Raw genomic sequence first — 14,498 nt, forward strand, 5'->3', positions numbered from 1 at the left:
CTTTTCTGTGGGATTTTTAATGTTGATTTGATCGGGAATATGTAAATTCTAGTTACTCAATACATTTTTATATCAGAATTGTAGGTGCTCGGTGCGGGAAATCAAATTTCTTTTATTGCTAATTCTTTTATAAAACTACTACTATCTTTAATTCGAATTGGAGTATAAGATGGTAAGGTTGGGAGTGAGACAATTGGCGTACCGTTATTAATCGAGGTTCCCCCACTACCTAGAATATTGTCAGCAATTACAGTTCCCTTAATGCTACCACCTTCTAGTAAATTAAGTTTAGCTTTTGGTGCTACAATGTATTGCCCTTCAGTAGGAACGCCACCACTAATTGTAATGTTACGACCACCAGAATATATATTACCATAAAAACCAGCTCCTCCAGTTAGAGTTATGTCTGCTGTTTTACTATAATAAGAGCCGTAAAGTTGTGTTTCATTACTAAATGTAGGTCCTGCAGTACCTTCGTAAAAAATATTTAGTTGTTTAAGATTTGCATTAGGTTGATTATTAAAGGAGCCCTTAATATTAATAGAATTCTTCACAAAGATGTTTAATTTACCAGTGCCTTGGATTTTAATATGTCCTTGTTTGATATTAAAGTCATTTACATATAAATTAACAGTGTTACTTCCAATATTTAGAGTAAGTGTATTATTATCATCTACTTCAAATTTCTTGAATCGCGTATCCTTCTGTAAACTATAGACATAATCTTTAGTTATATAATTCGTTGCTAAAAAATTTCCATCATTAATTACATTTGTTTTATTCCATTGATCCTTTGCAACTTCTAGGTTATCAGGTAGTTTTAGTTGTGATAGTCTTAGAGCTTCATTAGTTGGATATGCTGGTAATAGTGAATCGATATCTAAAGAAATCGGGGCTTTTAGTTTTCCAGAAAAATCTCCCATCGTAGACGGATATACAAATTTACTAGGATTGGAAACACTGACGTTACCGTTTACCCTAGCACCGCCATCTAAACTAAGTGTTCCATTTAAGGAGGCAGCACTACCGTTAATAGTACTACTTCCAGATAAGTTGATATTTCCTTTTGTAATAGCAATATAATCAGAAAGTTGGGTTGAGCCTGTGCCTCCAGAACCTCCAGATTCCTCCGAACCTTCAGTATAGTTTGGTGATTTCACCTCAAGTTTTTGTTTCAGTTCTCGGCTTTGTTTACTGTTTTCGAATTTTCCAACTGCCGATATCGTAAATGTACATTCTGTCGACTCGCATGAAAAATCAACTACTGTATCTGATATAGGTTGTTCTGAAAACTGTTGCTCAAGTAAGTAGGAGTTCGTATAGCGATTATTAGTACTATTACATTTTGTTTTTGTACTATCTCCAATAATGTCATTATATTTTTCGCAGTATTTACTTTTAATTAAGAAGGTATAGTAATTAGTAACGCCACCATGTTCTTCGATAATTTTTTTTTGTTTGTTTTCATCGGGATCATTAATATCCGATTGGAGTTTCTTGTAGATTTGCTCGATTGTTTGAAGAATTTTGGCTTTTTCTAAATTGATACCAGTTTCTGCTATATAGTATAGTGATTGGTCAGAGCGTTCAAGAATTGTTATTTTATTTGAATTACTGGTAATTGTAATTAAACTTATACCTAAAATAGAGACTAAAGACAAAACTAAAATAGTTAGAAAAAGAGCATAGCCTTGCTCGTTCGAATCCCTCATATTAATCTCCCTTCCTAAAAGCGATATCAGTTTTATATTTTTCACCATTTAAAAAAAATTCGATTCGTACACTGTATTTTGAGTTATCGGTCATATTAAAATTAACGATGTCATTCGCAATCTGTGAACTGTTTCTCATTAGACTCTTTTCGTTTGGATTAAATGTGTAAGTTGCAATTGGGATTTTGGTATCATCTTTAAAAATATATTCATTTAATTTGTATTCGACACTAGAAGTACTTCTTAAATCTTTAGTGATCAGTTTTAAAATGTAAGAAGAATCAGTAATTTGCTTCGATTCAGCAGATTGTTGACTTTTTATATTAATACTAGAAATCATGAAATTTGTAGCAAAAATACCCATAATACTTAAGATTACTATAATTGCCATTATCTCAATTAACGTTAATCCGTTTGAGTTGTTAAGTACTTTGTTTCTCACTATTAATCCGCCCTTTAATTTGATTTCCATGTGTATGCATTTTCTATAATTGTTTTTATAATCTCCTGTTCGTCTTTTAGTTCGGATACTGTAATTTTAATAGCTGTTAAATGGGGATAATTGCAAAGTATAGAAACATATAAATTTACTAAATAATTATCTACTAATTTTGAGTAAGTGTATTTTTTACTGTAACTAAAATTAGTTTTCGAAGTACTGTTACAACTTCCTAAAACTTGTTGTTGAAATATGTACCCGCTGTTGAAGTTTGAGTTTGCTGAGATTGTATTACGTGAAACAGTTTTAGAGAATAAGAAAATTTTTTCCATTTCAACTTGAGCAATATAAGTAGAGGAACTAATATTTTCAGATTGTATATTAGTTTTCTTGGTTTGAAGAAATAGCCCGAAAAATGAAATCAAAATAATAGTAATTAATACAATAGAAGCAACGACTTCCACTAAAGAAACCCCGCTTTCTTCCTTCAGTAATTTCACAAGATAACTCCCTTCTTCTTTTGGTTTTAAATTAAATGGAATGATGCTGAACTCCAGTTATATTACTCAATACATAAAAATAATGATATTTAGATGTAAAAATTGAATAATATAGGTAAAATGAAACACTATAAAATAAAATTAAATAATTAACAAATAATATATAGTCATAAAGTAATTCATCGTGTATTATAATAGTAACATAAGTAGACATTTGGTAAAAGGGATAAAAATTAGTACATAAAATGAATTTTATGAGATAATATATTGAATTTATTATAATATTTTCCATAAACTGGTTGTGTGAAATGGATATATAAATTAAGTTTTTTTCTTCATATATCATATTAAAGATTAAATTTTAGTTATAAAGTCCTTATTTATATTTAATGAATCAGAGTGATTAGACGGGGTGAGTATATGAAAATTATCTTTAGGCCAATAATCCCAATAGCTTTGCTAATAATCCTTTTATCAATCTGGATCCCAAACTTTATAGTTAGTTCGGTTGCTTCCGCTGATAATAATGCAGTGGGCTCTACAATCGGCGGGGTAGAGACGGGTGATTTAAAGGGTGAGGAATTAAAAGCATTGCTGACGAATGCTGTTAACGATTGGTTTTCCCAAAACTTAACTGTTACTGGCGGGGGGACTTCAGTTGAAGTGAGCTCCTCCACATTCCAGTTTGATATTGAGAGTACGGTAGCAAACTATGAGAATCAGGTTCATAAGTCATGGTTTGCTTTCTGGAAAGATACGCCGAAAGTGCACCTCCCTCTTATTATTTTTCCTAGTGAGGTTGTGAAAAACGAGATTAGTAATGTTTCATCTTGGGATACAGATTTGACTTATAACAATGTAGAGCTGAATGCAGCGTATTTAAAAACTGATCCTGTTGAAGCAGTTGTCATAGATGTATCGGTATTGGAAACAGATCGGATTTCATTGTCAGTCGAACCGATGCCTGAAGGAACAATGGGGATTAATGAACTGGTCCTTGCACTTCATGAAACGGTAATAGAACCGCAGATGGCTTTTTCGATGATTGAAAAGCTTGGCGATACAATGAACTTGGCGAACCGTGAAGCCATTAATTTTGTTACATCAAATTTATATAATGCAGCACTGAATATTAATGCAGAAATACTGGAACGGCATTCGCAAAATAAAATCCCTTCCTATTTAAAAGCTGGCTTGGAAGCAAAGGTGGATCCACTTGCAAACGAAGATCTCAAATTCGTAAATAGTTCATCCAATCCAGTTGTTTTAAAACTGATTATGGAAGAAGGAAATTTGAAGACTGAGGTATATACACCGGCAAAGGAAACGGAAGTAGATGTGACGGTATCGCAGGATGAGGAAATCCAGCCCCGTACAATTACACGTTATTCCGCAGACCTGGCAATTGGTCAGACTGAACAATTGCAGGAAGGTGCGAAAGGTTTACGCGTCTCGGTTTATCGTACAGCTTTTGATGAGCAGAAGCTTGTGAGCCGTGATTATTACCCGCCTGTTGACCGGATCATTGTGAAATCATCTAAACAACCGGAAGTGAAGACACCAACAGAAATTTTGAACAACGACCCTGCCTATCAAGTCGATTTAGATGGAGATGGTTTCCCGGATTCTGATACGACTAACGGAAATGGGTCAACTACACCGGTTAGTGGTTCCCAAAGTAACGGTTCGAATTCATCAAACAATTATCAAGGGGCTGCATCGAATAATTCCGTAAACGGAGATCCGGAAGAAGAAAATCTCCCTCCTGGCAGCTATTACGATAAAGGTGGAAATTTAATTACTCCAAAATAAAGGAGGGCGTAGATATGAAGGCGAAATCGAGAAAACGCTTAGGGGACTTGCTTTTGGAGTCGGGCGTTATTACTGAAGCACAGCTTACTTACGCACTGGCAAATAAAAGCCGGGATGAAAAGCTCGGGGACTTTTTCATTAAAGAAAACATATTGACGGAACAACAGTTAATTGAAGTACTGGAGTTCCAGCTAGGTATTCCGCATATGACGCTAAGTAACCATGTCATAGCACCGGAGCTACTGCAGCTTGTACCGCGAGAACTGGCGAAGCGTACGAATATTATGCCGGTGCGTCGGGATAAAAATAAGCTGCTTATTGCGATGGCAGACCCGATGGATTATTTTGCGATTGAAGAAGTCCGCATGGCGACAGGCTGTCAAATCGAAACGAGTATTGCGACGAAAGACGATCTGTACCGAACGATTACAAAATACTATGACCTACAAGCGTCGATGGATGCAGCATTAACAGAGATTGAAGTGAATACACCGGAAGTGCAGCAGGAAATTACCGATGAAGATTCGGCTATTGTACGTCTCGTAAACCAGATTATTAACAATGGGGTTGCCCAGCGTGCATCGGATATTCATTTCGATCCGCATGAAACAGAGTACAGAATTCGTTATCGTGTCGACGGAGTGCTTCGTACAGAACGTTCTTTGCCAAAGCATATGCAAAATATGATGACGGCACGTGTAAAAATTATGGGCGGACTGAATATTACGGAAAATCGTATTCCGCAAGATGGTCGGTTTAAAGTTAATATTGAATTCAAAAGTGTCGATATTCGTCTTTCCACATTACCGACTGTTTATGGCGAGAAAATTGTTATGCGTATATTGGATATAAGCAATGCCGCAACAGACATATCGCATCTAGGGTTTTCAGAAAATAATGAAGTGATTTTCAGGAAGATGATTGAGAAACCGAATGGCATTGTGCTCATTACAGGTCCTACAGGTTCAGGGAAATCCTCCACGTTATATGCCACACTATCCAATTTAAATAATGAAGGCGTAAATATTATTACAGTAGAAGATCCGGTCGAATATCAGTTAAATGGTGTTAACCAGATTCAAGTGAAAGAAGAAGTAGGATTAACATTTGCAGCAGGGTTACGTTCAATTTTACGTCAAGATCCTGACATTATCATGATCGGGGAAATCCGCGATCTGGAAACAGCACAAATTTCGATACGTGCATCGTTAACAGGGCATCTCGTATTAAGTACACTACATACAAACAGTGCGATTGAATCGATTTCAAGGCTGCAGGACATGGGAATTGAACCGTTTCTCATTTCTTCGTCGCTTGTAGGAATAATGGCACAGCGTCTTGTACGTCAAATATGTCGTGACTGTACGACAGAGATAGAGCCTACGATCAGGGAAAAACAAATTTTTGCGAATAACGGATTAGAAGTGAATAAGATTCGAAAAGGTCGCGGCTGTGCGGCATGCGGAAACACCGGCTACCGAGGACGACTTGCTATTCATGAGTTGCTTCCTGTTGACCGTGGATTGAAAGATCTCATTTTAAACGGGGCAAGCGGCTATGAAATTGGCGACTATATGCAAAACGCCGGGCATAACACATTACTGCAGGATGGCTTACTGAAAGTGCTTGCTGGTGTCACGACGACAGAAGAAGTGTTGCGTGTGGCGACAATTGACTAGGGAGGAATGGACATGACATTGAACATACAAGATTTACTGCAGCGTGCGTATGATGAAAATGCATCCGATTTGCATGTCACTACCGGCATCCCTCCTGTTTACCGAGTAAATGGTCAGTTAAAGCAATATGGGAATGAAATTGTTACGGAAGACATGGTAACCCGCATGGTACAGGATATTTTACCGGATTATAAACTGGAGGAATTCGAGGATAAAGGTGAAACCGATTTTAACTATTCATTGGAAGGTTTATGCCGTTTTCGTGTAAATGCGTACCATCAGCGTAATGCAAGTGCCATTGCAGCTCGTTTGATAGCCAGTGAAATTCCGACAATCGAATCATTGAATTTGCCGAAAGTTCTTTACGATTTAGCTGAAAAACCACAAGGGCTTATTTTAGTAACAGGTCCAACCGGATCGGGGAAATCTACTACGCTGGCAGCAATGATCGATTATATTAATGAAAATAGATCAAAACATATTATTACACTGGAAGATCCAATCGAATATTTGCATACACATAAAAAATCGGTGGTAAATCAGCGTGAAGTAGGTATCGATACGGGTTCATTTGCGAATGGCTTACGTGCATCACTTCGTCAAGATCCGGATATTATTCTAGTTGGGGAAATGCGAGATTTAGAGACCATTTCAACAGCAATTACAGCAGCGGAAACAGGTCATCTAGTATTTGCTACACTTCATACATCCAGTGCACCGACAACAATTGACCGCATTATCGATGTGTTCCCGCCGCATCAGCAAGGTCAAATTCGAATACAATTGGCGAATGTACTGCAAGGAATTATCTCACAGCGGTTATTCATTCGAAAAGACAAAGCCGGCCGAGTCGCCGCGACTGAAGTTTTAGTAAGCGTTCCGGCTGTAACAAATTTGATAAGAAATGAAAAAATTCACCAACTCCCGAGTGTGATGCAGACAAATCGGGCGTTAGGGATGCATACATTAGAGACATCCATACAAGTTCTTGTTTCTTCAGGAAAAGTTTCGTTGGAGGAAGTACGTCCTTATCTGAATGCGGGTGAGTATATTTGACCGTATTTAAATATGTAGGCCGCACAAAGATGGGGGCAACACAAAAAGGGACGATTGATGCAGCTAATAAAGCAGCCGCCATTTCAAAGCTTCGTGAAAAGGGCATTAATCCTCGGGAAATCGAAGAATCGAAAAGTCTATTGCATATGGAAGTCAGCCTTGGCAGTAAAAAAGTAAAAACACAGGATTTTGTTATTTACTGCCGTCAGTTTGCGACATTGATTCGGGCAGGTGTTTCACTCGTAGAAGCGACCGATATTTTAGCGAAGCAGGCGACAAGTAAGCCACTGAAAAGAGCGCTTGAAGCGGTAGAAGAAGATATTCGTTCCGGTATTCCATTTTCGGATGCAGTCAGGAAACATCCGAAAGCATTTCCCGAACTGTTCGTCAATATGATGCGTTCGGGGGAGGCAACAGGGAATATCGATGATACGCTGGAGCGTCTGGCAAATTCTTACGAAAAGTCTTTCCGCTTAATCAAAAAGGTGCAGTCGACCTTGACTTATCCTGCAATGCTTTTAGTAATGATTGTGGTTGTTGTGTTTTTCATGCTGATTTTCATTGTCCCGACTTTTGTTGAGTCGTTTGAATCAATGGATGCCGAACTCCCGACTTTAACGGTATGGACAGTAGCTCTAGGAGATTGGCTGAGGCAATACTGGTGGTTCCCTATTGGAGCCCTAGCTATTGGGGTTGTGGTATTTCAATATCTTTACAGGAATAATGAACAGTTTCATTACACCGTCCATTATTTGATGCTGAAGATGCCGATATTTGGTCCGCTTTTACAAAAAACAGCGATTGCAAGGTTGACGCGCAATTTATCATCTTTATTTAGCAGTGCGGTTCCGATTTTGCAGGCATTGACGATTTCACAAAAAGTATCTGGAAACCCGGTTGTTGGAAAAGTCGTAATGGATGCACGGGCAAGTTTGGAAAGAGGAAGTTCGTTGACAGAGCCGCTTGAGGAAAGCTGGATTTTCCCGCCAATGGTAACAAGTATGACAAGAATCGGTGAATCTACTGGGTCTCTTGATTATATGTTGGAGAAAATTGCGGATTTCTATGAAGAGGAAGTTGACAGAAATGTTGATACTTTAAAATCTTTAATTGAGCCATTAATGATTGTGTTGTTAGCAGGAGCAGTTGGTCTTATCGTTGCGGCAATTTTCTTGCCGATGTTTAGCCTTTATGAACAAATGTAAATGGAAAATTAAAAGACGTTTTGCAAGGAGGCATCGAAGCGATACAAAGCGTCAGTGCAAAAATCAAACATTTATTAAGATAAGAGGAGGATTTAATATGTTAAATACATTAAAAAAACGTATTAAAAATGAGAAAGGTTTATCTTTAGTAGAATTACTAGCAGTAATTGTAATCTTAGCTATTGTTGCGGCGATTGCAATTCCAGCGATCGGTAATATTATTGATAGTTCACGTGTAAAAGCGGCCAAAGCGGATGCGGCAAGTGTTTATAGTGCAGCGCAGATATATTTTGCGGAAAACTCAAGTGCAACGCAATTTACAAATGATACTACAGGCGGCGCCACGGCTACACCCAATGTTGGCGACTATGTTACAGATTTAGGAACAATTACAACTTTTACAGTTAACAAAACGAATAAGACAATTGCAGCAAAAGGAACATCTGGTGGAAAAGGCTATACTATTACAGCCGCAACTTTATCGGAATTAAACATTGAAAAAGGTAAAATTGATGCAGAAGATAAATTCAAATGGAATTAATCATCCCCCAAAGAACACCCAACCCAACAGCGTTTGGGTGTTCCATTGAGTGATGATTGCGCCACCAAAACAGGCGCTTCTCAAAATAGGCATTACATTAAAGGTTAAAGGGGAGGGTCCCTCATGTTCAATATGAAAAGAAAATCGCATGTATCCATCGTAATCAGTGATTATGTAATGCGTGCACTCGTTTTAAAAGGCGCAACAGTGGATCAGCCCATAATATACGAAATGCCCTTACCGAAAATTGCGATTCAGGAAGGGGCTATTCTCGATGAGATGGCGATGTATGAATTGATTAAATCAAATGTCCAAAACTGGGGCGGAAGAAAGCAAAATGTTCGCTTCCTTGTACCGGATACATCGATTTTATTGAAAACATTTGAACATCCTGCTGATATAAGCGGCAAAAACCTGAAAGAATATGTGCAAATGGAAGTTGGTCAGTCGATTCATCTGCCGTTCCAGGAGCCTCTTATCGATGTACATGACCCGATTGAAGGGGACGGGAAGGCTGTACTTTTTGCCGCACCGCCTGATGAAGTCGGAAAGATGATCGGTTTGCTGTTGGACAACCATTTGAATCCGCAAGTAGCCGATATACGAGCTTTATGTAATTTAAGATTGCTTGAACACATCCAGTTTATCGATAAGAACCGTACATATATGATAACGGACTGGTCAATCAATGAATTGTCGATTTGCATCTATTCAAACGGAGAAGTAGAGTTTCTGCGATTCCAAACGATTGACACTGACCCGGATAACTGGCAGCAAAATATTGTCGAAAATGATGAAATCGAATTTAACTATACAGCTGATTTGGATGATTTCCGTGCAGCAACTACTGATCAGGTGCTGGAAATCGACCGTATGATGAATTTCTTTAAATTCTCTCTCCATAAAGGTGAAAGAGAAGTTGATGAAATCGTCGTTATGGGAGATCATCCGTTACTGCAGTCAATTGAGGCACTGTTGAATGAAAATCTGCCGACACCGGTAAGCATTGTCAATGATAAAGTAATCAACGAGCATTTTCCGAACTGCAAAGCAAAGCATGCGACTTTGCTGGGACTTGCTTTAAAGGAGGTTAACGAATGATTCCGGATATTAACCTTCTGCCCAAAATTGAAAAGGGCGCGACGAGTTTTAAGTTAGCCTTTATTTTAGTTGGGATTTTATCGATATTGACAATAGGCTTGCTGGCAATCACTTATTTTGGTGCGAGAAGCGAAATTGCGAGCGCTATACCTGAACGTGATTCGTTATTGCTGACAAGGGACACATTAAACGCCGAAGTCACTTCATCGCAAACAGGAAGTCAAGGTTCATTGGAAGAATCGGTCGCTTTTGTTGAACGTGTTTCATATCCGGTCTCTCCGATTATAATTGAGACACGAAATTTATTGCCGACGGATACATACTTGCGTTCTTATGCATTTTCTGAGACAGGCGTACAAGTAGCGGTAGATTTCGAAACATTGAATGCTATTTCAACATATGTAAGCCAGCTGGAAAAAAGTCCGTATTTTAATGATGTTCAAGTGGGAACAATCCAAAACTTTGAACTTAATCCAACTGGTGAAGAAGTTATTGATACACAGCAATTCACGGAAGTTCCGCGATATAGCGTAGAAATTTTTCTCGTAATCAATCAATTGCACGTAGCTGCTGGAGGTGAAGAGTAATGAATTCCATCTCAAGTAGTAAAAACGGGACACTCCTCATCGTAATAGCATTGGCGATGGCTTTGCTGTTTGCTATGTATTACTATGTCGTCAAACCGAAGCAGGACGAGGAACAGATGATTCGTTCTGAAATCAACAGCCTTCATGCAGAAATCGCAGCAATAGAGGAAACAATTGCAGCAAATCAGTCAGAGCAATCTCAAACGAATGTAAATAAATTTGCACTACGCAAAAAGGTGCCGGATAACCGGGAAATTGATGAGCTGATTTTATCGATTGAGGAAATGCAGTATGTAACAGATTCACGAATTCAAAGCATCGATTTTAATAACTATGATGCCCTCGTATCTAGTTCGGGACTACAAGACCCGCTTTCTACACCGGAAACGGAAGAAGAGGCTGCAACAGAATTAACAGAGAGTGCTACTGATCAACCAGAGGATACGGAGGTTTCAGAAGAATTGCCCGTTTCCACAATCGCTGTAGAAACATTACCGCCTTCACTGAAGTTAGTTACATTTAACATCAATGTGGCTGCACCAAATGACGTAAATTTGCTGCAGTTCATTGAAGAAATTGAAAAGAAAGAACGCGTGATGCGAATCGATATAATTGATTTCGCGCTTCCAGGTGAAGAAGACAAATTTACAGAAGAAGCATCGGAAATCGTAACAGCCGACATTCAAGTCACAACTTTCTACTACGAGTAGGTATTTATTCGAATATATAATTGTGTAGAAATTAAAAGTCACTGTCTTTCTAAGTTGTGCATGATGTCCCCTTTGAAAGTGAGGATTAAAAATGCATTTGAAGATTATAGACTCACGATTGAGGATTAAGATACCGTTATTGAGGATTAATCTGTATCAAGTGAGGATAATCTGCCCCAAACTGAGGATTAAGTTTCTCATGGGGAGCTGAGTTGACACTAGAATGTGTCCGACCCAGAATGGAAATCAACCACTTGATATATAGCAGGTACAAGTAAGGAGCATCTAAAATGGAGATTATGTATACAATATTTGCGGGGATTTTTGGATTGGTATTTGGCTCATTTTACAATGTAGTCGGATTACGGGTACCGAAAAAAGAGTCGATTGTGACACCGCCATCTCACTGTGTCCATTGCAATCGACGTTTAAGCGCTATTGAACTCGTACCTGTTTTTTCGTATATATTTTTACGAGGGAAATGCCGGACTTGTGGTGTGAAAGTGTCGCCGATTTACGCATTTACGGAACTGGTAACAGGACTTTTATTTGCGTTTGCTACATGGCAGCTTGGCATCACATGGGAATTGGCAGTAGCTTTACTGTTTATTTCACTATTGGTCATTATAAATGTTTCGGATATCGCGTACATGCTTATTCCGGACAAAATTCTATTGTTTTTCCTGCCGTTTCTAATCATTGGCAGAATTCTTTCGCCGCTTGATCCGTGGTGGGATAGTATTATCGGCGCCGCAATTGGCTTCTCAATTTTACTGTTAATCGCCATTATTTCAAAAGGTGGAATGGGCGGTGGGGACATTAAGCTGTTTTTACTGATTGGATTAGTGTTGGGAACGTTCAACACGTTATTAACCTTATTTTTGGCATCGGTGATTGGGATGATTGTCGGTATCGTCATTTTGAAAATCCGTGGGAAAGGGCGCAAAACCCCTGTACCGTTCGGACCATCAATTGCTATTGCCGCGATCATCGTATACTTTTACGGTGACCAGCTCATCAATATGTATTTAAACCTTCTATAACGTAAAAAAAGGGGTGCCCTGAATTCATTTTCTGGGCATCCCTTTAAATATGTCTTAATAATCTATTATAACTTTCTCAAATGGGTGATTAGTCAGAAGCTCATGTGTTGCAAGTTCCACTACTTTTTCTACAGTATCTCCTAAAACTAATATGCGGTAGTTGCCAAAATCATTATAATAGGCATCTGCTTCAACATATTGAGTCGTTTCGTTCTGTATATTTCTGCGAATATTTATGACGATTTCATAACCATCCTTTACAAATTGAATTTTTTTCAATAAAAACAACCTCCTCAACAATAGTTTATTACCGGCTGAAAGTAATTGACTAAACTTGTTGGAAGGTTGTGTAGGATCGTTAAAAATTATTCAGCATTTGGATAAATCATCGTTTTTGGATCAACATAACGGTCAAATTCCTCATCAGTTAAAAGACCTGATGCAATAGCAGCTTCTTTTAATGTTGTGCCTTCTTTATGCGCCGTTTTCGCGATTTTCGCCGCATTTTCATAACCGATATACGGGTTTAACGCAGTAACAAGCATCAACGAATTTTTCAGGTTAGCGTCCAGTACTTCCATATTCGGCTCGATACCTACTGCACAATTGTCATTGAATGATTTCATAGAATCGGCCAACAGGCGTGCTGATTGCAGGAAGTTATAGATGATTACTGGCTTGAATACGTTCAACTCGAAATTACCTTGTGAAGCTGCAAAGGCGATTGTTGCGTCATTGCCGACAACTTGAGTCACGACCATTGTCATTGCTTCACTTTGTGTCGGGTTTACTTTACCTGGCATGATTGATGAACCTGGTTCGTTTTCAGGAATCGTAATTTCACCGATACCAGAGCGCGGACCACTTGCCAGCCAGCGTACATCATTGGCGATTTTCATTAAATCCGCAGCCAATGCTTTTAATGCACCGTGCGCTGTCACGACTTCATCATGGCTTGTCAAAGCATGGAATTTATTTTCCGCAGATGTAAATTCAATACCTGTTAGTTTGCTGATTTCTGCAGCTGTGCGGGCACCGAATTCCGGATGGGCGTTAATGCCTGTACCAACAGCAGTACCGCCAATCGCAAGCTCTTTCATGAACTGCGTGTTCACCATAATCATTTTTTCGCATTTTAACAGCATATGGTGCCAGCCGCCAATTTCCTGACCAAGTGTAAGCGGTGTTGCGTCCTGTAAATGGGTACGACCGATTTTAATAATATCGTTAAACGCTAACGCTTTTTCTTTTAATGTCGCCTGTAACAGCTTTAAGCGCGGCATTAGGTAGTTCTCTACGATTTCAACTGCAGCAATATGTAGTGCAGTAGGGAATGTGTCATTTGAGCTTTGTGACTTGTTGACGTCATCGTTAGGATGAACCTTTTCATCCGATCCGGCTGCCGTCAGCTTTTCGTTCGCTAAGTGGGCAATTGTCTCGTTCACATTCATATTTGTCTGTGTACCACTGCCTGTTTGCCAGACGACAAGAGGGAAGTGTTCATCCCATTTACCTGCAAGAATTTCATCGGCTGCTTCTACAATCGCATTTTTCTTCGCATCGGATAACTTGCCTAATTTATTATTGGCAATCGCCGCTGCTTTTTTCAAAATAGTCATGGCACGGATAATTTCAATCGGCATTCTTTCTGTGCCAATTTGGAAGTTTTCTTTGCTTCGCTGTGTTTGTGCACCCCAAATTTTGTCTGCTGGTACACGGATTTCACCTAAAGTGTCTTTTTCAATACGGAATTCCAACTAAATCATCTCCTTTAATATATGTATACCCAATTTTCCATGAAAAAATGGCAAATCGTGTGAGGGGATTTGCCATTCTTCCAGGAGAAAAGATCAATCCAATTAATCTTTTCGAAATATGAGAAAAGTAATTAATGAGTTTCGAATCTGAACTGGGGGGAACAGTATCGAAAAGGTTTTACTAACCTTATAATGATAATGATAATCTTTATCAATTAGGAAGTCAATACTTTTATTAAACAAATTTTTAGAAAATTCGATTTGCTGAATCTCCCAATATGTAAAACAACGCCGAAAGCACCGAACCAAATAGGATACTTTAGACGTTGTTGTTTTTGGTATTCACTTAGGAAGTC

Annotated in this window: 14 protein-coding genes; 9 read left to right on the forward strand and 5 right to left on the reverse strand. The window is 38.6% G+C overall.

What is annotated here, in order from left to right; all coding sequences use genetic code 11:
* Positions 1-101: 101 nt before the first annotated feature.
* From AC6CH1_RS14540 to AC6CH1_RS14550, 3 genes are read right to left on the reverse strand one after another with little or no spacing between them, the layout of a single operon-like run.
* Entirely contained in the window at positions 102-1,712 is a 1,611-nt protein-coding gene (locus tag AC6CH1_RS14540) for a PilX N-terminal domain-containing pilus assembly protein (RefSeq protein ID WP_498318177.1), read from the reverse strand.
* Between the two features lies 1 nt (position 1,713).
* A complete protein-coding gene (locus AC6CH1_RS14545) occupies positions 1,714-2,154 on the reverse strand; it encodes a PilW family protein (RefSeq protein WP_498318179.1) in 441 nt (146 codons plus the stop codon).
* Between the two features lie 14 nt (positions 2,155-2,168).
* Entirely contained in the window at positions 2,169-2,651 is a 483-nt protein-coding gene (locus AC6CH1_RS14550; RefSeq protein WP_498318181.1) for a type IV pilus modification PilV family protein, read from the reverse strand.
* 420 nt (positions 2,652-3,071) lie between these two features.
* Between AC6CH1_RS14550 and AC6CH1_RS14555 the strand changes: the two genes are divergently transcribed.
* From AC6CH1_RS14555 to AC6CH1_RS14595, 9 genes are all read left to right on the forward strand, one after another.
* Complete coding sequence (locus AC6CH1_RS14555; RefSeq protein ID WP_498318182.1) at positions 3,072-4,463, forward strand: VanW family protein; 1,392 nt, start codon at positions 3,072-3,074, stop codon at positions 4,461-4,463.
* Positions 4,464-4,477: 14 nt separating this feature from the next.
* Positions 4,478-6,142, forward strand: coding sequence for a GspE/PulE family protein (locus AC6CH1_RS14560; protein ID WP_498318184.1), 1,665 nt, complete (start codon positions 4,478-4,480; stop codon positions 6,140-6,142).
* Positions 6,143-6,154: 12 nt separating this feature from the next.
* Positions 6,155-7,198, forward strand: coding sequence for a type IV pilus twitching motility protein PilT (locus AC6CH1_RS14565; RefSeq protein WP_498318186.1), 1,044 nt, complete (start codon positions 6,155-6,157; stop codon positions 7,196-7,198).
* Positions 7,195-8,403 carry a type II secretion system F family protein gene (locus AC6CH1_RS14570; RefSeq protein ID WP_498318188.1) on the forward strand — a complete coding sequence of 403 codons (1,209 nt, stop codon included), beginning with the start codon at positions 7,195-7,197 and terminating at the stop codon, positions 8,401-8,403. Before AC6CH1_RS14565 ends, AC6CH1_RS14570 begins: the two co-directional genes overlap by 4 nt.
* A gap of 97 nt (positions 8,404-8,500) precedes the next feature.
* The gene (locus tag AC6CH1_RS14575; protein WP_498318189.1) at positions 8,501-8,944 is read left to right on the forward strand and encodes a prepilin-type N-terminal cleavage/methylation domain-containing protein; all 444 of its coding nucleotides are present in this window, start codon (positions 8,501-8,503) and stop codon (positions 8,942-8,944) included.
* 123 nt (positions 8,945-9,067) lie between these two features.
* Positions 9,068-10,045 carry a type IV pilus biogenesis protein PilM gene (pilM, locus tag AC6CH1_RS14580; RefSeq protein WP_498318191.1) on the forward strand — a complete coding sequence of 326 codons (978 nt, stop codon included), beginning with the start codon at positions 9,068-9,070 and terminating at the stop codon, positions 10,043-10,045.
* Complete coding sequence (locus AC6CH1_RS14585; RefSeq protein ID WP_498318193.1) at positions 10,042-10,632, forward strand: PilN domain-containing protein; 591 nt, start codon at positions 10,042-10,044, stop codon at positions 10,630-10,632. The genes pilM and AC6CH1_RS14585 overlap by 4 nt, the downstream gene beginning before the upstream one ends.
* Complete coding sequence (locus tag AC6CH1_RS14590) at positions 10,632-11,342, forward strand: potassium transporter (RefSeq protein ID WP_498318195.1); 711 nt, start codon at positions 10,632-10,634, stop codon at positions 11,340-11,342. The genes AC6CH1_RS14585 and AC6CH1_RS14590 overlap by 1 nt, the downstream gene beginning before the upstream one ends.
* Before the next feature lie 290 nt (positions 11,343-11,632).
* Complete coding sequence (locus AC6CH1_RS14595) at positions 11,633-12,385, forward strand: prepilin peptidase (protein WP_498318196.1); 753 nt, start codon at positions 11,633-11,635, stop codon at positions 12,383-12,385.
* 54 nt (positions 12,386-12,439) lie between these two features.
* Here the strand turns inward: AC6CH1_RS14595 and AC6CH1_RS14600 are convergent, their stop codons facing one another.
* Positions 12,440-12,664, reverse strand: a complete 225-nt coding sequence (locus tag AC6CH1_RS14600; protein ID WP_251690519.1) for a hypothetical protein — start codon at positions 12,662-12,664, stop codon at positions 12,440-12,442.
* Between the two features lie 86 nt (positions 12,665-12,750).
* Positions 12,751-14,142: a class II fumarate hydratase gene (gene fumC / locus AC6CH1_RS14605; RefSeq protein WP_498318197.1), complete on the reverse strand. Its 1,392-nt coding sequence runs from the start codon at positions 14,140-14,142 to the stop codon at positions 12,751-12,753.
* Between the last annotated feature and the right edge of the window lie 356 nt (positions 14,143-14,498).

Source organism: Solibacillus sp. GQ1 (genome assembly GCF_059758555.1).